The sequence below is a fragment of the Deinococcus humi genome (assembly GCF_014201875.1).
Classification (GTDB): Bacteria; Deinococcota; Deinococci; order Deinococcales; family Deinococcaceae; genus Deinococcus; species Deinococcus humi.
The window spans coordinates 80,623-104,024 of sequence record NZ_JACHFL010000017.1; the positions used below are offsets into that span (position 1 = coordinate 80,623).

The window sequence follows — 23,402 nt, forward strand, 5'->3', positions numbered from 1 at the left end:
ACTTCCTCATCCTCAACTTCATGGGTTGAACATGACATTGTTTGTGGGCGTCACCAGCTTGAGCGGTCCATAAGCTGGCACGAAGTCCTGAACCTTGGTGTTGACCACTGAGTACCCATTTTCAAAGTAGAGGGGGATGCCCACCTTATCCTGGAAGATCGCGCGCTGCGCGCGTTTCCACAAGCTGCTGCGCTGCTGAGCATTCACAGTGGTGAGCGCCTGCGCGAAGAGGGCATCCACGCTGGCATTCTTGTACTGGTGGGTGTTGGTGGTTCCAATATTGTCCCCATTGAACAGCGAGGACAGTCCTGTGGTGCCGGCGAAGCTGAAATCGAAGAAGAGGCCGGTGTTGTTGCCCTTGACCAGATCATCGGCCCACACCGAGACGTCCTGCTGCTGGATGCTGGCGTCGATCCCGAAGGCTTTGAGTTGTGTGACCAGAATGGTCAGCACCCGGACCTGTGATCCGGCAATGGTCTTGATGGGGACGCTCAGGGTCTTGCCGCCTTTGGCGTAGAGCCCCGCTGCATTCTTGGCGTAGCCCGCTTTGGTCAGGAGCGCTGCCGCCCCGGCAGGATCATAAGACCACAGGTTCTTGAGGCTGGCGTCATAGCCGAAAGGGACCCACGGCGGCACCTGGCCGTAGGCCCGAACCGCGTGAACGCCCAGCACCGACTTGTAGGCGCTGTCAATGTCCATCGCCATTGCCAGGGCCTTGCGCACGTTTACGTCGTTGAACGGTGCGGTCTTGACATTGAAGCCCAGACCCCGGTAAGACCCTGGCCCCGTGATCAGCTTGACACTTTTCTGGGTGGCGAGTTGGGTAGCCGAGTCGACATTGAGCAGGTAGGACACCACGTCTACTCGGTTGCTCTGCACAGCGAGGGTCGCCACTGTGGGATCAGGCAGGTAGATGAATTGAACCTGCTTCAGCTTGGGCTTGAGCCAGTAGTTCTCATTGCGGTTCAGGGTGATGGTCTGATTGGGCGTGAACGCCTGCACCTTAAAGGGGCCTGATCCGATGGGCGCACGGGCAAATCCTTCCTCACCCAGTTTCTCGATGGCCTCGCGGGGCACAATCGCCACCTGCGCCAGTTGGTTAGGGTCAATGACGAGGAAGGGATTGGGCTTGGCTGTCTTAAGTTCCACCGTGTATTTGCCGGTGGCCTTGGCGCTGGCGATATCGCCGATGGAAAAAGCATTGGTGACCTTCACGAAGCGGTTGATTGAGTACACGACATCTTCTGCCGTGACTTCGCGCCCCTTGCCCTTGGCGAAGACAGGATTGTCGTCTTGAAACTTGACGCCGCGGCGCAGATTGAAAATCCAGGTGGTGCTGTTGGGGGTGGTCCAGCTGGTGGCCAGCAGCGGCTGGGGGGTAGCTTTGGCATCTAAATAAACCAGTGAGTCGAACACCAAGCCGCCGATATTGCCCTCATCGCCGTTGCCGCCTGTCTTGTATGGATCGAGCTGACGGATGGAGGTGAAGGCGATGCGGAGGGTACCACCATCGGCATTGGCCCGGGCACCAACGAAGGGTGAAACAAGCATGGCAACACTCGTCCAGGCGAGCGTTGAGCTCAGAGACCGCTTCGTGCTCGTTCCCATGGTCACTCCTTTGTATATCTATGCGTTAATACGCATACAATTGAGGGGCTTTCGATCAGCGGCGAAGTCCGTGTAAACGGTCAGACAATTCGAAAGTGACACTTCCAAGCTAGAAGCGGCTTCATGAACATATCTTTCAAGGCTCTACATCGTAATTTGGATCGACGGAATTGTTGGCTACAATACAGGTCGTGCGGCTCAATCGCAACCCCTGAAAGCCGAACTGCTTCGGATGGGCTGGATGAATTTCGTTGCCTCGACAGTGATGGCAGACCCATCAGAAAGGCAATGGACTGGCAAGAGGAGGACAATGACGAACAGCTCTGATACGTACGTGATCACCAGTCTGACTGCATTGGAACAGCTTTATCCCACACCCAGCACCGGAGTGACCTTAAAAGTCATGGATCATCTTGATGAGGCGCTCCAGAGCGCCCTGGCGCTCTCCACGCTGTGTTTCCTGGCAACCTCAAATACGGAAGGTCACCTGGATTGCTCGCCGCGTGGAGATCCAGCTGGCGCGGTGCAGGTTCTCGGGGCCAAGACGCTGATGCTGGCTGACCGGCCCGGCAACAACCGTTTGGACAGCCTGCGGAACATCATTCAAAATCCTGAGGTGGGACTGATTTTTCTGCTTCCTGGGGTCAATGAGGTCGTGCGGGTGAATGGGCGCGCCTCAATCTCGGTGGAGCCTGCGCTCCTCAGCCGAGCCGCATTGGGTGGGAAACTGCCCAGAACAGTGTTGATTATTCAGGTGCGTGAAGCTTTTATGCATTGTCCCCGTGCTTTTAGCAAGGCAGAACTCTGGGATCCGCGACAGCATTTAACAGACGAACAGAGGCCGGATTTCAATGCGATGTATGCTGCTCATGTGCTCGCGAATACGCCATAATTTGACGGCTCTGAATGGCTTGACTCCGAACCCCTCTAGGCGGACCGGTCGCGCGTCGAATGGTGAGAGCTGCCCAGGGTTTCAGTCACGGATAGGGTGAAGGCAGATGCGCTGAGATCTTCTGCCCGGCTGGGCGCTGTTGTTCATCGACTCACGCAGCGCGAAGCGCTGTGGCCACCCGCCCGACGTGGCCTGGGGGAGGAGGGTGAAGCAGACTCACTGCACCCGGATGGTAGAGATGAACTGGTCGATCCGCGTCAGGCGGGGATCATTTGTCAGGCCGGCGAGTACGTGCGTCATCTGCGTGAGGTGTTTGCGGTAGGCGCCGCCGGCGTCGGAAAAGACGGCATCCTGCTCTTGGCGCAGGGCTGGCGTCGCCCAGTAATCCAGAGGGATTTCGCTCAACATCACGTCGTAGCCAAACGTTAGAAGATGCTTGCCGTCGTTCGTGAGCCCAACGAAGGTGTAGAACAGCTCGCTACGCACCAGGGGCGCCACCTCAAAGGAGTAGGCGACGAGATACCGTACGCCTCTCCCACCTTGGAAGTGGAGATACTTGACGGCTGTCCGCACCACCTGGTCACCAGCTTTCGGCGGAAAGAACGGCAGGTCGCCCTTGACGCCTGACCCGGGAGGCCGCTTCGCGAGAAGCGTCCGAAGGGCAGCGATTTCGCGCTGCGCCGCTCCGTTCGGATCGGGATTGAGTCTCAGAACCTCGGCCAGTGGATAGACGTTGAAGCCGCCAACCGCCTGGTTCTTCGGTCCAAGCGCCACGCCGACGTGAGGCGGCGCCTTGAAGCCGAGCGGATACGTCTCCGCAGGCCCGGTGCGGGTGACCGCCTGGAGGCTCAGCGGACGGGCGTCGAAGGTAACGTGCGGCAGCCCGGCGGCGAGGACGGATGAGGGAGTGAGGAGCAGGGCGAGCAGGCGGCAGTATGGAGGGAAACGGACGGAGGGATAAGGCATACATGTCCTTTTGAAGGTGCGCCGAACGTTCGTGCGCCCCTGCTTCCCCAGATCCTGCACGCGTGAGGATGGCAGGCAGATGGCAGAATGCATCTCGCCAGCGCGCAGGGGGCTTCGCTCGTCTTTGCCCCCGGCTACCCGGTTCAGCGGCCCTTGCTGGCCACAAAGCTCCATTTGCCGCTCAGCGCATCGATCTCGTCCGAGCCCGTGGCTTTCGTGTCGCTGCCGCCCTTGATGCCAACCTTCACGCCAGTCTTGACCGATACGCCCGCGTCCGTCAGGCCGCCCTCACCCCACGTCACGTACACGCCCTGTTTGGACTCGAGGGCCACTGATGTTCCCGGCACGCTGACGCCCTGCTGGACGCCAACGGTCACCGTGTACTCTTCGGTGCCGAAGGTGTGGTTGAGTTGGCCGAACGCACCGATCCAGCCGGGCGACGCGGTACCCATCTGAATCGTGTCACAGGAAATCTTGAAGCTCAGGACATCGACCGAAAAACTGAAGGCGCGGTCATCGAACAGGTCTTTGCACGAATCGGCACGGGGCAAAGCAAGCTCAGGGGTGACCGGCGGCGCAGCACTCGCGCTGCCTTTCACGCATGATTCCCAGTGTATGTTTTGCGTGATCGCCTGTGCCCAACCCTGTGCGAGGCCGACATAGCCGTACCAGGTGGCGGTCGCAAAGATCTCGGCGGTGAGCGAGGCACGCTCATGCCACAGGGGATCACTGTAATTGGCCGCGAGCGCCGTTCTCAGCTGGTACCCTTTTTTGAGATACGCCCCCAACTGGTTGGCGTGGTTGTGCATCGCGCTGCGCCACTTGTTGTTCTGCGCTTCCAGGGCGGGCACGCACTGCGCCTGAACTTCCTCCTGGGATCTGGACTTCAAGATGATCTGCTCGTAGATGCACCCGCCTGAACAGTAGAAAAAATCCTGGACCAGCGCGCCGGGCTCAGCTCCGGTTTTGGCCTGAGCACTGACAAGTGCCTTCAGGCCGGGCTCCTCCTCCACCGAAAGGATGGCCGCCCACAGGGCGTCCCGGCGCGCACGGACGACCGGCAAGCCTGTGCGCTCACGAAGCTGCCGGTCGATCTCGTCGGCGCGGTCCCTCAATGCCTTCATGCGCCCGATCAGGTCGTCCGTAAGCTTGAGGTACCCGGGCAACAGTGTCTGCGCGTCGGCGGGCGTCTGCGGCAGCTTGAGATCGGGCAGCGCTGTCTCCCGGCCACCGGAGAGGTCGAAGGTAAACGCGGTGGGCAAGCGCGTCAGGGCGTCGGGGCCGGTCCTGGTCGTGGCCCGAACCTCTTCCGGTGCAGTCTGGGTGGGAGTCGCTGGTGTGGCCGCCCGGGATGGCGTGCGGCGCTGGCCTGCCCGGGCGAAGCGCGCCGCTTCACTCAATTTCCCCTGACAGGTGAGTGCGTGGCTGAGCCCCAGGTTCGCCTCCGAAAGCATCGGTTCGGCAGCCACCGCACTGCGCAGGGCGGCCTCGGCCTCCGGGAAGCGCCGCAGGGTTGTGAGCGCCAGGCCACGGCTGGTGTTCAGCACGGCGCTGCTCGACCAGCCCAGCGCCCCTGATGGGCTCTGATTGAGCTTCGCTGCCGCGTCAAGGACCGTGAGGGCGTCACCCGGGAGGCCCAGGGTGACGAGCACGCCCCCAAGATTGGCCAGATGTTGTGGATCGCCCGGCGCGAGTTGGTGCGCGGCGAGCAGAGCGGCGAGCGCGGCGTTCGGTTTGCCGAGCATTGACGCAACGAGTGCGGCCCGGGAAGCGCGCCCAGCGTCTTTTGCCTCCGGGCTGGCGCTGAACGCTTTGACCCCAGCGGCTTCGTGTTGCTGAAGCCAGCCCTGCGCGTTCTTCAGAGCTTCGGCCAGCGTCGCCGGCACGCTGGGAGGTGGGAGCGGAGCGGCCGCCGCATAGCTCTCATGCATCCGGGCAAAAGTATTTTCGAAGGTGGCGCGGCTGGGGTCCGACGGCGGCAGGGTAGAGAGCAGGCGTTCCATGCTGTGGTACGCCTCCAGTTGATCGGGCAGCAGCCTGGTGAGGTCAATCCCTGCCGCCTCGCACTTCCGGGCACGGCCCTGTTCCAGGAGCCCCTGGAGGGCGGTCTCCGACGGCAGAGCACGGGCATCACTCCAGGCGCTCAGGGTCACGGGCAGGGGAGAGGCGGCCCGTGCAGCCGGCGAGGCGAGCAGACAAACTGCGGCTGAGAGCTGGGCCATCACTGTTCCCTTCATGCGTCTATCGTGCCAACACGGGGATGGCAGCTGAGTGGCAGACGACGCTGGAGCTCTTCAAGGGCCACGGCACGCGAGATTCGCCAGAACCCCGAACCATGCCGTACAGGCTGCGCCCTCATACATCAAGGCTGCGCCGTTCACGCGGGTCGTCGTACATGAAGCCCGCACCGTTCCAAGTGCCAAGCAGCTCGTCATGAAGATGGAAGATGCCAGAGTGGCTCCCCGGTTGTGTTGACTTAATTGGGCCAGGCTGACCGTCCATGACAGACGCCAGGCCCTCCCGCTACCGTCTCCGGTGCCGATTATCCAGCACGTGGTCTGGTCCCAGACGCCCTGCCCGCTCCAAAGGGCGTCGCGACTGCTGCGCCCAACCCAGGCCAGGCTCCAGTCGAACCGGTTGTGGCAAGTTGTTGGGGTAGGGTGATGCAGTGTCCAGCGGTGAGAAGCTTCCCGGCTGCCGGTTCCCCTCGCCGTGATCGGCTACGCCGCCCAAGCTGTACCATCGTTTTACCCTGAGTTACCGAGATGTAGAAGAACTGCTGGAACGGAGAATCGCCGTCACGCGTGAATCCATCCGCACCTGGCGTCGGGACGCCCCGAGCCGTTGGTGCGGTGAACTCTTCGCCCAGGGCCTTCGCCACCGGGAACAGAGGCGGGGTTCCCGGTGGTTTCTGGACGTTACGGCATATGGACGTCGGGGGCGTGTGGCGGGCGGTTGACGAACACGGAGGCGTGTTGGACGTTTTCCCTCAGAAACACCGTGATACCAAGGCGGCCAAATCGTTCTTCCACCGACTGCTGGGGGAAGACGAGGTGCCGGAGGTCATGCACACGGACAAGCTGTGGAGTTACGGCGCAACTCTGCGGGAACTGCCCGTGCTCCACAGGGTGGAGCACGTCCAAGTGGTCTCTACTACCCTTGCAACAATCTGATTGAACAATCCCATCGCCCACGCGACGGCAGGAACGGCAACAGAGCGGCTTCCGCTCACGGAAACGGGCACAAGGCTTTCTCGATCTTCACGCCCGCCTCTCGAATTTGCATCATCTTGCGCGCTGCACCGTTCCCGCTCGCCGCCGTCGTTGTCACCAACGAACCGCTTTCAAGCTGTGGCAGCAGGTCGAGCAGGCAGGCGACCTGAACGTCAGGCCGCCTGCCTGCTCGAGGCTTCTCCACTTCCTTGAAATCAACAACTTGCCACAACCAATTTCAACACAGAGATCACCACAGTGCGGAACGTCAGCCCCTATTCGCGGTGACTAAGTCTGTCCATCGCCCGGGATTTCTTCACGGTAATGCGCATTGGTAGGTCACTGACCTGAAAGCGTCCCGGCGCGCGAATGACGGCAGGGTGCTACGACAGGCCCTCGACGAGGACCATCTCAAACTCAGCAATCCCCTCTCGGGCTTGCTTGGCCTCTGCATATGCTTCAGAGGCATACCACGCCTTTGCACGGTCCAGGGTAGGGAACTCCACCAACACCATCCGCTCAGGTTGATATGAACCTTCCAGCACACTGAGGAAACCTCCTCGCACCAGGTAGTGGCCGCCAAACTGTTTGATGGACTGCTCCGCCAGGTCACGGTATTTTTGAATGCGAGTGGGGTCAGAAACCCGTGTGTTGACAATCACATAGGCAGGCATCTTTGCAGTCTAAACCCCTCCACGTGCCTACGCTGCCCGTTTTTAGGCATTGGGTGAGAAGCGAGCAAGCGTCAATATGCTCCGCTGCGTCACCCTGCCAGTGCTCGGGAAGTGCTGATCTCCGTCATCACGCCGGACTTCGTCTCGAACAACCCGGCGGATCTGCTCGCCCTCGCCGTCCCCCTCTTCGCCGCGACATGCTGCTCCCTGCTGCTTACCGTCGTGATTGGCGTGATGACTGCTGGGGTGCTCCGTTACCTGATGGCCTGAAGTGTGCAAGAAACATGGGCATGACTTCCAACACCACCAGCCATTATGTCTGGGTTGAGCATCCCGAGGGCCGCCTGTTTGCCCGCCACTGGACCCCTATTGACGAATCGGCGGTGCCGCGCACCAGAGCGCCCCTGCTGCTGTTTCACGACTCGTTGGGGTCCGTTGGGTTGTGGCGGAACTTTCCAGAAGCCCTTTGTGAGGCCACGGGACGGCAGGTCATCGCTTATGACCGCTTGGGCTTCGGCCGGTCGAGTGCCCGCACAGACCGCCTGAATCTCGATTTCATAGCGGATGAAGCGGCGAGCGTCCTGCCCGTTCTCCGGGCGCAACTGGGCCTGGAGACCTTCATCGCTTTTGGCCACAGCGTGGGGGGCGCGATGGCGGTGGAATGTGCCGCGCAGTGGTCAGATGCCTGTGTGGGGCTCATCACGGAGGCGGCACAGGTGTTTCCTGAGGACCGGACGCTGGATGGTATCCGTGTGGCGCAGCAGCAGTTCGCTCAGCCGGGGCAGGTCGAGCGTTTGGCGAAGTATCACGGCGACAAGACCCAGTGGGTTTTGAACGCCTGGATCGGCACGTGGCTGGACCCGGCGTTCGCTGGGTGGTCTCTGGTCCCCAACCTCCCACAGGTGGTGTGCCCGGCCCTGATCATGCACGGCGCGCACGACGAGTACGGTTCCCTGCGCCATCCGGAATTGATCCGGTCACTGGCTGGTGGCCCGACGCGCATCGAAATCTTTGAGAATGGTCATCATGTGCCGCATCGCGAAGACTCGGAACGGATCATTTTCCTGGTCACCGAATTCGTCATGTCGCTTCCCTAAGGCGAAGGCCATATTTATCCAACGGCGCGCCAGGGTCATTGCAGATTGCAGTACCTTTCTGACGGATGGCCGTCGCACTCCGCAAAGCATTGCACCTTTGAGCGTCTCTCGTTCACGCCGCCCGTGGCCACTTTCCCACCTGCGTCCGTGCCATCAGCGGTAACGCATCGATCGTTGGCTGATCATCATCTTCGGCAGGATGGCTGGGCGCACTCTAAGATGACTGCATACTCCGGCAGAAGCTTCCCGCTGCCGCTGAGATGGCGCCTCTCGTGCATGGGTTCTGGCAAGTTAAGCGCAATACGCTGATCGTCCGTGTCTGACCGCAAGCCCTCCCGTCACCGTTTTCCACTCAGCATTATCGGGTCCGCCCTGTGGCTGTCTCACCGCTTCTCCCTCAGCCAACGTGATGTCCAGGAATTGCTTCAAGAACGCGGCCTCCAAGTTGGTCACGAAAAGAAAGCGCCAGTGGAATATCAAGTTTGCCCCACGCCTTGCCGAAGAACGGCAGCACCGGGAGGGGGCGCCTCTGTTCCCGGTGGTTCCTAGACGAAGTCTGCGTTGAGATCGGAAGCAAAAAATTCTGGCTGTGGCGAGCCAGAGACGATTCTGGTGCAGTGCTGGGTCTCCTCCGACAAGCTCGGCGCGATACAGGGGCGGCGAAGACTTTCCTCGGCCGGCTGTTGGTGAACGACGTGCCAGACGTGATCCATACGGATCAGCTCTGGAGTTACGGAGCGGCCATTCGAGTCCCTCCCATGCTCTACGCGGTGGAGCATATTGGGGTCGTCTCGAGGGCCTGTTGCAACAAGCTGACCCTCCAGTCCCATCGACACACCAGGCCACAGGAACGAAGCCAGATCGGCTTCAAAAACCCTTGGAGAGCGCAGGAATTTCTGGCCCTGCATACTCGCGTTTCAAATCTTCAACAGCACACTCGCACCACCGTTTCTGCCCACCTCCGAAGATCGAATCACAACCGTGTTCACCGAGCATGGCAGAGCGCGGTTGACGTGGCCGTCTGAGATTCAGACAGTCTCTGACCCTGTTCAATCTTTCGCTGATTCAATTGCCAGAACCTGTCAGATTGAGAGAGCTCCAAATGGGACAGAGCGGCCTTGTGGAAACTGCATGGTGACAACGATGGGCCCACGCTGTGCGAGTCTGCCAGATCGAGGTTCTGTTCTTCTTTCACCGCATCTCCGCCGACAAGCACACCAGTCAAATCCAGAGAGGCCCCTGATGTCAGAGCTGTCCATCCTTTTGTCTGATCTTCAGCTCATGCGCCAGGTCATCGAATCTTCTGCGGTTGGCACCGTGATGACCGATGCTCTCCAAAACGACCAGCCGATCGTGTATGTCAACCCGGCCTTCGAGCGTCTGAGCGGCTACTCGGCTGCCGAGCTCCTCGGACGAAACTGCCGCCTTCTGCAGGGTCACGACCGCGATCAGCCCGGTGTTCGTGAGCTCCATCAGGCCATTGAGCAGCAGCACAGCCAAACCGTCACCCTGCGTAACTACCGCAAGGACAGCACGCTGTTCTACAACGAGTTGACCCTCAATCCGCTGCGCGATGCGACTGGTACGGTCACGCACTTCGTGGGCTTCCAGCACGACGTGACGGCCCGTGAGGAAGCCAGGCTTCACGAGGACCAGCTTCATGGGCAGCTGACGTCCACACTCGGGCAAATGACCGACGGCTTCGTCTCGTTGGACCGAGACCTGAATTACATCTACCTGAACGCCGCGGCAGCCCGCATCGCTGGTAAGCGCCCCGAAGAACTCACCGGACACAACCTGCTGACAACCTTCCCGGAGAGCGAAGACTCGGCGGTGGTGCAGGCCACTCAGCGGGCTAGAGAAACCCGCCGCTCTCACACCGCCGTCAGCCACCTCAAAGCGTTCGGCAGGTGGGTCGAGGCCACCGCCTACCCAACTGAGGACGGTGTCTCGGTGTTCATCCGAGATATAACGCAGCAGCGCCAAGCAGAGGAGGATCGGCGCTCCAGCGAGGAGCCCTTCGCCAGCGTTTTTGAGGCCGCCCCGATGGCCATGGTCGTCTCCCGACTCAGCGATCATCACTACATCGACGTCAATCCCGAGTTTCTGCGCGCCAGCGGATACAGCCGCGAGGAGATGATCGGGCGGACCCCGCTCGATCTGAAGTTCTGGGACGACCCCCTGGAGTTTGAAGCCGTTGGGCGAATCCTTCGGGAACAAGGGAAGGTCCTCAACCGCGAGGTGCAGTTCCGCCTGAAGTCCGGAATGCTCGCCCAGACGGTGGTGTCGGTCGTCCCAGTCACGATCGATGGGGAGGCGTGTCTGCTGACGTTGGTGCGTGACATCACCAGTGAGAAACGCGCCCGCCAGCAGCTGGAGGAAAGTGAGGAACGCCACCGTCAGCTCGCCACCGAGCTGCAACGCACGCTGGACCTGTCGCTGGACATCATCGCGACCATTGGCCCTGATGCCAAATTGATCAGCATCAATGCAGCGTGCCAGCGCGTCCTGGGCTACACGCCCGAAGAGCTGATTGGCCGCTCCTTGCTGGAACTCGTCCATCCCGATGACCAAATCGCGCCCCATGCTGTGGGGGCAGACACGCTGCAGGAGAGCGCGGGTGATCAGCAAGGCGCGCCCATATATCAGAGCCGCTACCTTCATAAGAACGGGCATACCGTCTGGTTGGAGTGGAACGCGACGGTCATTCCCGACCATCTGCAGACCTACTGTGTGGCTCGCGACATCACCGGGCGCAAAATGGCGGAAGAAGATCAGGCCTTTCTGGCGGCCATCGTCCAGGCCAGCCATGACGCCATCATCGGTGTGACGCTGGACAGCACCATCCGCTCATGGAATGTTGGCGCCGAAGAGCTGTACGGCTACCCGGCGGCCGAAGCAGTCGGTCAACCGATCACCCTGATCGTTCCGTCAGAACTCCACGTTCAGGAAGCTGAAATGCTCAGGCGGACCGGGCAAGGTGAGCGACTCGAACCCTTCGAGTCTGTCCGGATCGCCAAAGATGGGCGCCGGGTCCCCGTGCTCATCACCGCTTCCCCGATCCTCGATGCGGCTGGCCGGGTGGTGGGTGTGTCCAAGATCGCCCAGGACATCACCGCCCGCCTCGCTGCCGAGCAGGAGATCCAGACCCTGAACGACAGCCTTCATCAACAACTGCGCCAGATCACCGGCCTGCGGGCCATCGATCAGTCCATCGCTGCGAGTGCCAATTTGCATCTGACGCTGAGCCTGGTGGTGGACAACCTGTGCGAGCAGCTCGGTGTGGACGCGGCCAGCGCCCTGTTGCTCAACCCCGAGACCCTGGCTCTCGAGTACACCGCACTGCGGGGCTTCTCCTCCGCCAACCTCCAGCGACCCAGCGTGAAAGTCGGCGTCGCGCTGGCCGGCCAGGTCGCGCTGAGCGGCCAGCCCCTCCACGTGCCAGACCTGAGCACGGTGCGGTTCAGCCCAGAGGAGCACAACCTCCTGCAGCATGACGGCTTCACGTCCGCCGCGTATTACGCCGTGCCGCTGATCACCAAAGGCAAGGTCGTGGGCGTGATCGAGGTGCTGCAGCGCCAGGTGTTGCCGCTCTCGTCAATCTGGCTTGAGATGCTGGGCACCCTGGCCAGCCAGGCCGCCATCGCGGTCGAGAACGTCCAGCTCTTCACGGAACTGGAGCGCAAGAACCTAGAGCTGCGCCTGGCGTACGACGAGACCATTGAGGGTTGGGCCAGGGCGCTCGACCTGCGTGACAAGGAAACCCAGGGCCATTCCAGGCGGGTGACGGAGATGACCGTGGCCTTGTGTCAGCAGCTGGGCGTTCCGTCTGAGAAGCTTGTGAATGTGCGCCGGGGCGCGCTGCTGCATGACATCGGCAAGATGGGCATTCCGGACGCGATTCTCCTGAAGCCTGGCAAGCTGACCGACGAGGAGTGGGCGGAGATGAGAAAACACCCCGACTACGCGGTGGAGTTGCTCTCGCCGATTCGGTTCCTGCGTCCGGCGCTGGACATTCCGGAGTACCACCATGAGAAGTGGGATGGCAGCGGTTACCCGCTGGGGCTCAAAGGCGAGGTGATTCCCCTGACCGCCAGAGCATTCGCGGTGGTGGATGTGTACGATGCGCTGACCAGTGACCGGCCCTACCGTCCGGCCTGGAGCGGGGAAAGAGCCTTGGCGCACATCCGTAGCGGCGCTGGCAGCCACTTTGATCCTCACGTCGTCGAGGTTTTCTTCCAGCTGCTCCAGCGGGACGCGCCGATCTCGGGAACAACGGAGCAAAGCCCTCCTTGAGCACGGTTGTGGTTGAATCTTTGGAGGTGAGCGGGAACGGTGATGCGGGTGTGCTGCTGATGGTTCGAAACGCGGGCATGCAGGGCAAGGAATTCCTGTACTCGCCTTGGGTTCTTGAAGCCGATCTGGCTCCGCTCCTGCTGCCTGGTGGGCCGATGGGATTGTTGGATCAGATGATTGCAGCGCGCAGAGAAATCAACTGGATGTGCTCCATACGAAGGGCTCGGATGGCCGCCCCGTAACTCCAGAGCTGATCCGTATGGATCACGTCTGGCACGTTGCAATGGACGAAGAGCCTGTGGAGGAAAGTCTTTGCCGCCTGGCTATCCCGCCGATCTTGCAGGAGAAGACCCAGCACTGCGCCAGAGTCATCGATGGCACGCCATCACCAGGATTTTTTGCTCCCAATCTCGATGCGGACCGCGTCCAGAGACCACCGGGAACAGAGGCGTCCCCTCCCGATGCCGCAGGTCTTCAGTGAGGAGGGATGCGAACTTTGATGTTCCACTGGGGCTTTCTTTTCGTGGCTGACTTGCTGGGCCGCGTTCCTGAAGCAATTCTTGGGCATCACGCTGGCTGAGGGAGCAGTGGTGAGAGAGCCAGAGAGCGTACCCGATGATGCTCAAGGGAAACCGATGGCGGTAGGGTTTGTGATGGGTCACGAAGGCTCAGCCTGCCGCGCTTAATGTGCCAGAACCCGTTGCAACAGGCCGGAGGGGGATGTTGGTCATGATGCGGTTGCGCCCAGCGCTCTTGGCTTGATACAGCAATGTGTCCGCCGAGCGCAGCACGTCCCGCTTTTCTCCTTCCAGGCGCACCAGTCTACCAGAGACCGTGACCTGTTGTTCTCCGCCAAGTCCGGCCCGTGCCGCCACCAGGTCCTGGACGCGGCGGCGCAGGCCCTCGGCGACCCGCATGACCGCCATCTCATCACAGGGCGAAAGCAGCACCGCAAACTCTTCGCCGCCCAGGCGGTAGACCCCATCGGTGGACCGCACCGTCTCCTGCAGGGTCCGCACCAGGGCTCGCAGCACGCTGTCCCCCCGCTCATGTCCGAACGTGTCGTTGATCTGCTTGAACTGGTCAAGGTCCAGCATCAGGACGAAGGCGGGCTGCTCGGTCCGGCGGAAATCTTCGTCGAAGCGGCGACGGTTCAGGGCGCCGGTCAGGCTATCGACGAACACCAACTGTTTGAGCTGCTCGGTCTGGGCCAGCGACTGCAGGCGGCTCTGCTTGACCAGGTGCGCCGCTACCAGGCCCAGCGCACTGAGGACGGTAAGCGTCAGGTAGATCGGAAGGGTCTGCACCACTGGTTTTCCGGCCAGGAAGAAAGCCGGGAAGAATGGAATATGGGCGATCCCAAAGAGGACCAAGGCGGTCCAGGCCCGGTGAGCGACGGTGTCTTCCTGATAGCGGGGAATCCGGCGGGCCAGACCGGTGCCGACGCTCGCCAGCAGGGCCACCAGCAGCAGGCTGGTCACCCCAGGCCAGGCACCAGCCCCCCCCAAGGAAAGGCGATAGAGCGCCAGAGGCACCGCAACGAGCAGACCCGCGACCAGCCCGTAGCGGCGCGCTGCCAGCGCAATCACGACGCCTCGGAAATCAAACAGCAATCCTGGAACGAGCCCAACACTGTGCGTCATCAGAAAAAGGCCGAGGAAAACGGTGCTGCTGTACCGCAGCAGCAAGCGGACGGCCGACTCCCGGGTTTCCTGACCCTGGGAGGTCAGGGTGATGAACGTGACGCCGGCAATCAGCAAGGCCAAATTGACCACTAAGTCGTTGAGGATCCCCAGGGCGTTCATCATCCCCAGTTCAGCGCACTGGGTGGGACACCTTCGTGACGGCGCACGACATGAATAGCCCCCGCAGGTCAGCGTTCTGCGAGGGGTGACGCCCCTCCCTGAGGGGATACACGCTGACCCTAGCGACTGGTGTTGGCCCGGTACCGCTGGGCCTTGGCGCGGTTGCCACAGTCTTGCATGCTGCACCAGCGGCGGCGGCCCGCTTTGCTGGTGTCCAGAAACAGCCAGCCGCACCCCCGGTCATCGGCACACTGCCCCACCTTTGCGAGCAAATCTGAAGTCAGCAATGTGGCGGCGTCGACAGCAATGGGCCACCACACACGGCCCAGATCGTCCGGCGCACAGGTCCAACCCCATTCATAGCCTGTGCCATCCGGTTGTAAGGTCTGATGTTGCAGGGCTTCGAGTCTAGCCGCATTCAGGCGTTGAAGATCAGCTGGATCAGGCGTCACGTCGCGCGTGACGGCATCAAAAATCCGGTAGATCACCTCGCGTAGCTCGCGTGAACGTCGCAACACAGCCTCGCCCTGATCTGGATGGGCGTCGGCATGTCGAGTCAGCATCTGGCGACAGGCCTGATCCAGCACGCCTGCTTCCTCGCTCCAGTGCAACAGGTCCGTCACCGACTGCACGCGCTCACCGGGGTGATCGGTGGCGTGCCAGTCCACCGTATTGGCAAAATCCAGGCAGACCCGCTCGGCCACAAACGAGAACCGTGCTGTTGACGCCTTCATGGCCAGAGTCTAGCGCGCTAACCCCCTTCATGAACTTCAAGGGTTATTGACCTCTGATTTTCGTAACCTCTATAAATAGTTTCACAGGTTATTTCAGGAGGATACAAATGTCAGAACAGGAAAGGATTGTTGCCACAGCTCTCGCGCAGCAGCTTCATACCGTTGTTTTTGAGGAGGACTGGTTCAAGGGATTATTGCTCCATGTCCAAGATGTCAGTGCCGAGCATGCCTCGCGTTCGAATCCCGGCGGCACTTCCAGCGCCGCCGGGCAGGTGGGTCATGTGCTGTACTGGCTGCGCCTGGGACAGCGCTGGCTCAAAGGAGAAGACGTTGAAGGGGATCAGAATGACTCCTTCACCACCACCCACGTCAATGGGGCCCAGTGGCAGGCCCTTCAAGCGGAACTGCAGGCAGAAGTCGAATCGTTCCAGCAGGCCGTCGTCGCCATTCAGGACTGGGACTCCAGAAAACTGAATACCGTCCTCAACCAGCTCACGCACCTGGCTTACCACGCTGGCTCGATCATTCAAATTCTCAAGGCCACTGCATGAGTGTCGCGCGGCAGCGGGGCAGTCTTCTCGCCGACACCGATTTCCTGAAACTCTGGGGGAGCGAAACCATCTCGCTGTTCGGCTCGGCCATCACGACGCTGGCGCTGCCGCTGACTGCGGTGAATCTGCTTCACGCCACTTCCGTCCAGATGGGTTACCTGGGGGCCGCACAATTCCTGCCGTTCCTGCTGCTCTCCCTGGCATTGGGTGTCTTGGTGGACCGCCGCCGGCGCCGCCCGCTGATGGTGATCGCCAATCTGGGACGAGCGGCGCTGCTGGCCCTGATCCCTCTAGGAGGCTTTCTAGGCTGGCTCCGCATGGAGTTCATATACCCCATCGCCTTTCTGGTGGGAACGCTGGACGCCCTGTTTCACGTGTCCTACTCGTCCTATCTACCTGGTCTTGTCGGCCCAGCTGGTCTGCTGGAGGGCAACAGCAAGCTGCAAGCGAGCGCCTCGGTGGCCGAGATCGCCGGGCCGGGGCTGGGGGGCGTGCTGGCGGGCTGGCTCGGCGCTCCTCTCGCGATTGCCTTGGACGCAGCGTCCTACCTGCTGAGCGCGTTGGGCATCGGCACCATCCGCCGCTCTGAAGAGCCTCCCGTTTTCTCGAAGACGCCTGTGGACTTCGGAGCAGAGGTGAAAGAAGGGGTGCGTCTGATCTTTGGTCACCCAATGCTGCGCGTCATGGCCGCCGAAGCAGCCACGTACAACGGCGCCTCTCAAGCGCTGTCCACCCTGTTCGTCCTGTACGCCACCCGCGAACTCCATCTGCGGGCCGATCAACTCGGACTGGTGTTCGGGGCGGCGGGGCTGGGAGCCTTGATCGGTTCACTGCTGGCGGGGCCGCTGGCCCGGAAGCTGGGCTTCGGCCGTGCACTGACCGGGACTGCGGCGCTGTGCTGCATCGCGCCGCTGCTGGTGCCGGGGGCTCAGGGCAGCCCGACCACCATCCTGACGGTGCTGACGCTTGCGTATTTTCTGGAGGGGCTGGGCGTCTCGGCATCCTCGATCCATTTCCTGAGTCTGCGCCAAGCCCTCTCCCCCATGTCCCTGCTGGGCCGCATGACCGCCAGTTACCGCACCCTGACCTACGGTGTCTTGCCTCTTGGCGCCTTGTTCTTCGGTTTTCTTGGGGAGGCATTGGGCGTGCGGACGGCGCTGTGGGTGGGGACTGGCCTGATGTCACTGGCTTGGCTTTGGGTACGATTCTCGCCCGTATGGCATTTGACGGATCTTCCCGGACGGATCCAGGAACAACCGGACACTGGACTCGCTTAATTTTGCACAAGGGCCACAACACGAAATGTTCCACGTCAATAGGGGGCTGCTGAGCCAGTAGCCCCCCGCAAAAGCACCTGCATGACAGCAGGTCAGACCACAAGGCGAAATCTGAAGTTGTAGCCCAGCTTATTCGCCCCGAGAAAAGTCTGGGGGTGTATCCGCAACTATCGCTGGAGGCTGTGGGCGGTATCTCTCCGCAGGCGGTCAAACGGCTGGAACTGGGGACGGACTGAAGGAAAGCGGGAAACGCTGTGCCAGAGGGTGATTCCTGCTTGGCGGTGCCATGTTCTTGAATCTTGTCGTCCTCCTTTTGCGGTCTCCCCATTGATCAGGCGTTCAGCTGACGGTTCGGAGGAGGGCAGGTCAGGGCAGCGGTCGGCTCCAGGTCTTCCAGAAGGCGATGCAGCTGCGTTGGCGCTTGGTGTGGGCCTCACTCTGCATGTTGCGGGGCATCATGACAGGTCAGTTGCGCTCACGAGCACGAGAATGCCTGTCCCTAGGTCGAAGCCGAAGCGCGGGAAGTTGGGTGACACCCCTCGACTGCATCCATCATGAAAAGAGGGACACCGAAAAGGTGCCCCATAGGTGCGGGTGACCGGACTCGGACCAGTCTGGGCGCCGAATGACCGCCCGCTCGCGCGTCCGTTTTTTCGAAGGTGGGCGCCACCCTTCTGGGACACTGGACTCATCCCGTCTGTCAGTGTGAGCGGCCTCCATAGGGGATGCCCGGGTGCTTTGCCACCGCTGAACGAATGGCCCCTCCAACCTGCGCCTTCCCAGTGGTTAGGTGGTGACAATGACCTAAGGGAAGGCCTCCGCTTTGTGCGGTCTTCCCTGACTGACGTGAATAGCCTTTCATGTGCCAGCCCCAACAGCGGGATGCTCATTCTCCCAGGAGCACAGTCAAAAGGTCCCGATCCGCGCAAAAGCACCAGGAGTAGGGCCGCTCGATCGCTTCAAGAGTCCCTCATTTCGCTGCCCTGCTCGATGTCTCCAGGCGAGCGACTCGCCAGCGCCGGAGAGGTGAAGTCATCAGAGCGCGTGAAGGATTGACTGGCACACCGTTATTGGCCTTCAAATGCCGCTGAAGCTCGCCGATCCACAATCAGCTCCATGAGGGTGCCTCGACGTTACCTGCTGGTGGACGACAGTCCAGAAGACCGCCTGCTGGCCCAGGAAGCCTTCGAACACGTCTGCCCCACGTGCACGTTGACCTGCGTCGACAGTGGCCGCGCTGCGCTGGATCTTCTGCAGCAGCGCCACTTCGTGCCAGATGTGGTGCTGGTCGATCTCAACATGCCCGGGATGAACGGGTTCCAGCTGCTCCAGGCCATGAAGCAGGACGGACGCCTCGCCCGGATCCCGGTGGTGATGCTGACGACGTCCAATGCTCAGCAGGATGTGGAGCGGGCGTACTCCCTGCATGCCAGTTCATATCTGGTCAAGTCGGTAAATTTTGACGCCTTCGTGAAGCAGCTGGAGAAAGTGCTGCAGTACTGGCAGACCAGCCGCACCGTGCGGGATGTCGGCTCCGACGGGAGGAGTTGAGAGCGTATGGACGCCTGTTCGATGGATGATCTCTGTAGCGTCAAACAGGTCTTTATCAGGGGGAGCATGCGAGCGGTACAGGAACGGTGCAGCGTGGACCTCAATGAAAGAGAAGACCAGGTGCCCTGTCCTGGCGCGGTTGCTCCTGCCGGGTGATGTGAGAGGGCGATGCATTCCGGGCAGGGGGCCGCTGGTGGCTGGGAGAGCCGGCCCGCGACTGCTGGGTCCTGGAGTGCGGAGCACGAGTTCGCTGTCCTATGGGGTTTGCTTGTTGTCCGGCAAGCGCGCCCCCCATACACTGACGTCATGCCCGCTCACTCCCGCGTGCTGGACGACCACGCCGCCGCGACCCTGCTGACCCGTCAAGCAGCTCTGCAAGGCGAAGCGGAGCGCGTCGTGCGCGAACTGAAGCTGCCCGAGCGACTTGGAGAGCTCGGCACCTTCGAGCAGATCGGCAGTTCCGTGTCCGGCTTGATGGTCTGGCCGGACGTGGACGTCATGGTTCGCGCCGACCACCCCAGCGCCCAACACATCATGACGGCCATGGCCCCGGTGATGGCCACACGGGGCATCCGAGAAGTGCTGTACCGCGATGAAACAGGAGAACGGAGTCCTTCCGGAAAACCCAGCGATGAGCGGCATTACTTCGTGCTGCGGTACGCCGCGGTGAACGGTCGAGTGTGGAAGATCGACGTGACGGTGTGGTGCTCGGCAGCCCTTCGGCCGCATCGGGCACAGGCCGAGCATTTGGCGCGTGCCCTGAGTGAGACGCAGCGTTTGGCGGTGCTGTGGATCAAGGGGGAGTGGTGCGAGCGGCCGGAGTACCCGGAGGAAGTGGGCGGCATGGATGTGTACGAGGCCGTGCTGCACCACCACGTGCGGACGCCGGAGGACTTCGAACGCTTCTTGATCCAGCGTGCGGGTGGGAGCGCTCACCGTTCATGTGACTGACCCCAAACCAAGTGAACGTTGGACGGGTGGAGGAGGTTCACCGCTTCGACACGGCGAAGCCACCGCAGGAGATCAGCGCCTGGTGGGTGGCCAGGGTACAGGACCAGATCAAAAAGCCCCCACCCGCAAGGGCCGGGGTGGGGGCTTCGTTTTGGCGGAGGATTGGCCCGCAACCCCACGACGGGGACGGGCCCCAGGCGCCGGGCTGGGTCATGACCTGGCCACTTCCTGGTGGGTAGAGTTCCGCTGTGGAAGAGAAGACCATTGGACAACTGGCCGAAGACATCAAGGGGCTCGTCCAACATTTCGAAGCGCTTTGCGCGCAGGCCCTCGCTCACCCGGTGTTCCCACATCTCCCGGACGCGGCCGAATACGAACAGCTCTTCGTTCTCGGCGAGCAAACCCTGCGCGATGATCTCACGGCAGGCATCGCCAGTCTCACGCCCGTCATTCAGGAGATCGAAGTGGGGCTGGAGAACATGGAGAAGTACCGGGATCAGGTCCCCGAGCAGAGACCAGGCCTAACTTCAGGTTGAGCGAAGGAAATCAAGGACACGCTGTTGGAGTACTGAGGTTGCTGTAGGGTCGTATGACCCCAGACTACGATCAGCAAAGAGGTGCTGACCACCGGAATAGAGAAAGAGTTGTCCTTGCGGTGCCTTGTCCATCAAGGCTCTGGCGGCTGCGGCATCCTCTTCAAAGAAAGGGTCCCCTTCCATAGCGTGGACTTGAACAGGGACGTCTTCAGGCCACGACGTTCCAAACTCGGCAACGGGAAAGCAGGCGTGAAAGAACAGCGCACCTCTCGCTCCTGGTCGGGTCTGCGCCAATTGCTGTGCTGGCGAAACACCAAGTGAAAATCCTGCATAGACAAGATCGTTGGGAAGGTCATCGGCGGCCCTGACACCACGTTCTGCGATATCACTGAAGCCGAGTTGCTTGGCGTAAGCAATCCCGGCGTCCAGCGTGTCAAAGGTTTGCCCATAGTAGAGATCAGGGGTATGGACGATGTGCCCAGCCTGGCGCAGGTCATCTGCGAAAGCGAGAAGCCCGGGTGTCAGCCCTTGGGCGTGATGGAACAACAGAATTTCACTCATACGGTCGGATCATAAGCTCGGTACCCGACAAGGGACGTCGCATCCAGCACAAGCCCATCCAGGGCAAGATCTCGGCGTTCTCCATGCATCGCCTGCCATAGCCCTGAATGGGGTGCGACGTTGATGGTGCCGGCGCCAGTGCCGTTGAGCTCGGGTGGTGGGCCGTTCTGGCCCTGGCCGTCAGCCCAGTGAACGTTCGACATCAGTCGGGCGGCGAGCTCTGGTCGGCACGGGCCGACTGGGTAGCCTAGGCGCGTTGGTGGCAGCAGACGCGCTCAAGATTTCAGAGCGGCGCTTGGCGTAACACGCTTGTCCGTGATCTTCAATAGATTCGGAAGTTGCCTCTTCTCCATGGCCAATCTGAGCCAAGGCGTGGCGCTGACATATCCATTCAGAGCCGCGGCGACGGGCGCAGGGATTTCTTGACCTCCATGCCAGAATCACGAATCTTCACTCTCTTGCCCGATCCACCGTGCCTGCTCACCACCAGCAAGGAGCGTTCAATTGTTGGCGCGACGTGGTGCAGCAGGTGGCCAGAACTTCTGGCCACCTGCGTTTCTGAAATTCCGCCGCTCCTGATAAGCCAACAACCTGCCCAATCTGGTCAGAAAAGGTCCGTCGGGGAGGTGGCGTCACACCCCGGGCGGGAGCGCCCCACCCCCGGATTCAGCGGACAGCGGCATCACTCCGGATTCCTCTCTCGCACCCAGGCGCGGTCGGCTTGGACGCACTACTGTGGAGGGGGACCCTCACCATCTCCTCGTTCCACGCACCCCACGGTCTAGGTCGAGCGACGTCGAAGGCGGCCTCTCTGACTCCCTCGCATCCTCGACTCTCCCGCATGCCCTCCGAGGTCCACTATGACGATGCCTGACCCACGCGCGACGCCTCCCACACGCTTTGCACGGGTGATCGACACCATCACAACCCGCTCCATGAAGCTTCCGGGAGGCTTGCCCTATACCGTAACCCAGGGGGTGCGGGTCCCGATGCGCGACGGCGCCGAATTGTTGGCTGACCTGTATACCCCGGTGGGTGAGGTGCGCGGCACCCTCCTCGTGCGCCTTCCCTATGGCCGGAGCGTCTTGGTGGCGTCCAACTTCGTGGCCCCCTATGCTGCGCGCGGCTACCGGGTGGTCCTGCAAAGCTGCCGCGGCACTTTCGGGTCCGGTGGGGGTCCGTTCGAGCCGATGGGACGTGAGATCGAAGACGGCGCCGATACCGTCACGTGGCTGCGCAATCAGCCGTGGTTCGAGGGGAAGTTTGCCACAGTGGGCGCCTCGTACTTCGGCTTCACCCAGTGGGCCCTGCTCCTTGATCCGCCGCCGGAGCTGGTCACCGCCATCATTCTGATGGGGGTGCATGATCTCTACCAAACTGCACATGGTGCGGGCGCGTTCCGGCTGGAACTGCTGCTGTCCTGGCACCACCAGATCGCGCGCCAGGAGCGTGGCGGCCTCCTCACCGCCCTGATCGACCGGGCGACCCTCACCCGGCGGTTGAAGCCCGCGTTGGACGCCCTGCCCCTGCTCGAAACGGGGGAGCGACACCTCGGCCATGGGCCCTTCGCGGCCTCCTACGGCGACATGCTGACCCGCGCTGACCCGGGCGACCCATACTGGGCGCCGAGGCGGCTGGGCGAGGCGCTGGAGCGCGTTCGCGTTCCAGTACTGCTCGCGGGGGGCTGGCAGGACATCTTCCTCGACCAGACCCTGGAGCAGTACACCCGGTTGCGCGACCGGGACGTGGACGTGGCGTTGACGGTGGGTCCCTGGGCGCACGGCGAGGGACTCGGCGTCATGACACGCGAGAGTCTGGACTGGCTGGCCGAGCATTTAGGCGGTGAGGCCCGTCCCCGTTCCGCCCCGGTGCGCGTGTACGTCACGGGTGCAGCGGAGTGGCGTGACCTGCCCGGCTGGCCGCCCCCAACAGAGCCGCAGACGCTGTACCTGCACCCGGACGAAGGGCTGGGCATCTACGCGCCCTCCCCGAAGGCCCGGCCCTCCACCTTCACCTATGACCCGGCGAACCCCACGCCGAGCGTCGGCGGGCAACTCCTCGTGAATGGCGGCTCCCGCGACAACCGTCCCCTTGAAGCTCGGGGGGACGTCCTGACCTTTACCGGCCCGGCCCTGACCGCTCCGCTGGAAGTCGTGGGCGTGCCGGCGGTGGAACTTGCGCACCACAGCGACAATCCGCACGCGGACCTGTTCGTGCGCCTGTGCGAAGTAGATGTCCGGGGCCAGTCGCGCACGGTGAGCGACGGCTTCCGGCGGCTGAGCCCAGTAGACGGGGGCGGGGTCGTGCGCCTGGCTCTGGGTGCCACGGCGCACCGTTTCGCGGTTGGCTCGCGGATTCGCGTGCTGATCTCCGGCGGTTCCCACCCGCAGTACGCCCGCAACCTGGGCACCGGCGAAGATGAGGCGACGGGCCGCCGCTTGGCCGTCTCGCACCTCACCGTTATGCACGGCGAGGGTGGGCTGTCCCGGATCGTCCTGCCCGTGATGGGGTAACCTCAGCCGCCATCGTCCCTCGGACCCGGTCCCCTCGGATTTAACGGGGCGTTGTCGGGCGGCATGCTGCCCGGCTGCCTCATTATTCTGCAAAGGGCGCTGGCACCTTAACTAAGAGGGGCCGAACTAGCTCTGCAGGCGGCTTGAGAATGAAGCCGCCTGCTAAATCGCTTCCTTT

The 23,402-nt window shown here is 62.0% G+C and carries 17 protein-coding genes and 3 pseudogenes; 12 read left to right on the top strand and 8 right to left on the bottom strand.

The features are described from left to right. Positions 1–18: 18 nt before the first annotated feature. A complete protein-coding gene (locus HNQ08_RS21745; RefSeq protein ID WP_184136805.1) occupies positions 19–1,551 on the bottom strand; it encodes an ABC transporter substrate-binding protein in 1,533 nt (510 codons plus the stop codon). A gap of 298 nt (positions 1,552–1,849) precedes the next feature. Here HNQ08_RS21745 and HNQ08_RS21750 point away from each other — a divergent pair, with 298 nt between their 5' ends. Further along, entirely contained in the window at positions 1,850–2,500 is a 651-nt protein-coding gene (locus tag HNQ08_RS21750) for an MSMEG_1061 family FMN-dependent PPOX-type flavoprotein (RefSeq protein ID WP_229790166.1), read from the top strand. 216 nt (positions 2,501–2,716) lie between these two features. On the opposite strand, the gene HNQ08_RS21755 is transcribed toward HNQ08_RS21750, so the two are convergent. Together HNQ08_RS21755 and HNQ08_RS21760 are read right to left on the bottom strand one after the other, a co-directional pair. Next, positions 2,717–3,466, bottom strand: coding sequence for a hypothetical protein (locus tag HNQ08_RS21755; protein ID WP_184136809.1), 750 nt, complete (start codon positions 3,464–3,466; stop codon positions 2,717–2,719). Positions 3,467–3,609: 143 nt separating this feature from the next. Next, the gene (locus HNQ08_RS21760) at positions 3,610–5,703 is read right to left on the bottom strand and encodes a tetratricopeptide repeat protein (RefSeq protein WP_184136811.1); all 2,094 of its coding nucleotides are present in this window, start codon (positions 5,701–5,703) and stop codon (positions 3,610–3,612) included. Between the two features lie 457 nt (positions 5,704–6,160). On the opposite strand from HNQ08_RS21760, the pseudogene HNQ08_RS21765 reads away from it, so the two are divergent. Beyond that, positions 6,161–6,817, top strand: a pseudogene (locus tag HNQ08_RS21765) (IS6 family transposase); the annotation flags it as partial. A 244-nt stretch (positions 6,818–7,061) separates the two neighbouring features. On the opposite strand, the gene HNQ08_RS21775 reads toward HNQ08_RS21765, so the two are convergent. Next, positions 7,062–7,352 carry a DUF1330 domain-containing protein gene (locus HNQ08_RS21775; RefSeq protein WP_184136815.1) on the bottom strand — a complete coding sequence of 97 codons (291 nt, stop codon included), beginning with the start codon at positions 7,350–7,352 and terminating at the stop codon, positions 7,062–7,064. A 111-nt stretch (positions 7,353–7,463) separates the two neighbouring features. On the opposite strand from HNQ08_RS21775, the gene HNQ08_RS21780 reads away from it, so the two are divergent. The 4 genes and pseudogenes from HNQ08_RS21780 (at position 7,464) to HNQ08_RS21795 (ending at position 12,745) form a co-directional block, all read left to right on the top strand. Continuing rightward, positions 7,464–7,622: a hypothetical protein gene (locus HNQ08_RS21780; protein ID WP_184136817.1), complete on the top strand. Its 159-nt coding sequence runs from the start codon at positions 7,464–7,466 to the stop codon at positions 7,620–7,622. Positions 7,623–7,642: 20 nt separating this feature from the next. Then, positions 7,643–8,449: an alpha/beta fold hydrolase gene (locus HNQ08_RS21785; RefSeq protein WP_184136819.1), complete on the top strand. Its 807-nt coding sequence runs from the start codon at positions 7,643–7,645 to the stop codon at positions 8,447–8,449. A gap of 315 nt (positions 8,450–8,764) precedes the next feature. Next, positions 8,765–9,474: pseudogene (locus HNQ08_RS21790) on the top strand (IS6 family transposase). Between the two features lie 256 nt (positions 9,475–9,730). Beyond that, positions 9,731–12,745, top strand: coding sequence for a PAS domain S-box protein (locus HNQ08_RS21795; RefSeq protein ID WP_184136821.1), 3,015 nt, complete (start codon positions 9,731–9,733; stop codon positions 12,743–12,745). Here HNQ08_RS21795 and HNQ08_RS21800 read toward each other — a convergent pair. The 3 genes and pseudogenes from HNQ08_RS21800 to HNQ08_RS21810 all read right to left on the bottom strand — a co-directional run bounded on the left by HNQ08_RS21800 (position 12,667) and on the right by HNQ08_RS21810 (position 15,284). Then, a pseudogene (locus tag HNQ08_RS21800) lies at positions 12,667–13,407 on the bottom strand (IS6 family transposase). The gene HNQ08_RS21795 and the pseudogene HNQ08_RS21800 overlap by 79 nt on opposite strands. 6 nt (positions 13,408–13,413) lie before the next feature. Then, on the bottom strand, positions 13,414–14,550 hold the full coding sequence (locus HNQ08_RS21805; protein ID WP_184136823.1) for a GGDEF domain-containing protein: 1,137 nt from the start codon (positions 14,548–14,550) through the stop codon (positions 13,414–13,416). A gap of 119 nt (positions 14,551–14,669) precedes the next feature. Continuing rightward, positions 14,670–15,284: a CGNR zinc finger domain-containing protein gene (locus HNQ08_RS21810; protein ID WP_184136825.1), complete on the bottom strand. Its 615-nt coding sequence runs from the start codon at positions 15,282–15,284 to the stop codon at positions 14,670–14,672. A gap of 107 nt (positions 15,285–15,391) precedes the next feature. Here HNQ08_RS21810 and HNQ08_RS21815 point away from each other — a divergent pair, with 107 nt between their 5' ends. The 5 genes from HNQ08_RS21815 (at position 15,392) to HNQ08_RS21835 (ending at position 20,150) form a co-directional block, all read left to right on the top strand. Beyond that, the gene (locus HNQ08_RS21815; protein ID WP_184136827.1) at positions 15,392–15,835 is read left to right on the top strand and encodes a DinB family protein; all 444 of its coding nucleotides are present in this window, start codon (positions 15,392–15,394) and stop codon (positions 15,833–15,835) included. Continuing rightward, a complete protein-coding gene (locus HNQ08_RS21820; protein WP_184136829.1) occupies positions 15,832–17,112 on the top strand; it encodes an MFS transporter in 1,281 nt (426 codons plus the stop codon). The genes HNQ08_RS21815 and HNQ08_RS21820 overlap by 4 nt, the downstream gene beginning before the upstream one ends. Before the next feature lie 1,116 nt (positions 17,113–18,228). Next, the gene (locus HNQ08_RS21825) at positions 18,229–18,663 is read left to right on the top strand and encodes a response regulator (RefSeq protein ID WP_184136831.1); all 435 of its coding nucleotides are present in this window, start codon (positions 18,229–18,231) and stop codon (positions 18,661–18,663) included. A 306-nt stretch (positions 18,664–18,969) separates the two neighbouring features. Further along, the gene (locus tag HNQ08_RS21830) at positions 18,970–19,614 is read left to right on the top strand and encodes a hypothetical protein (RefSeq protein WP_184136833.1); all 645 of its coding nucleotides are present in this window, start codon (positions 18,970–18,972) and stop codon (positions 19,612–19,614) included. Positions 19,615–19,862: 248 nt separating this feature from the next. Beyond that, positions 19,863–20,150 (top strand): hypothetical protein, encoded by a 288-nt coding sequence (locus tag HNQ08_RS21835; protein ID WP_184136835.1) that lies wholly within the window; start codon positions 19,863–19,865, stop codon positions 20,148–20,150. Here the strand turns inward: HNQ08_RS21835 and HNQ08_RS21840 are convergent. Next, complete coding sequence (locus tag HNQ08_RS21840; RefSeq protein ID WP_184136837.1) at positions 20,142–20,711, bottom strand: dienelactone hydrolase family protein; 570 nt, start codon at positions 20,709–20,711, stop codon at positions 20,142–20,144. The two genes, HNQ08_RS21835 and HNQ08_RS21840, sit on opposite strands and share 9 nt — an antisense overlap. A gap of 866 nt (positions 20,712–21,577) precedes the next feature. Here HNQ08_RS21840 and HNQ08_RS21845 point away from each other — a divergent pair. Continuing rightward, the gene (locus tag HNQ08_RS21845; protein WP_221284361.1) at positions 21,578–23,224 is read left to right on the top strand and encodes a CocE/NonD family hydrolase; all 1,647 of its coding nucleotides are present in this window, start codon (positions 21,578–21,580) and stop codon (positions 23,222–23,224) included. Positions 23,225–23,402 lie beyond the last annotated feature (178 nt).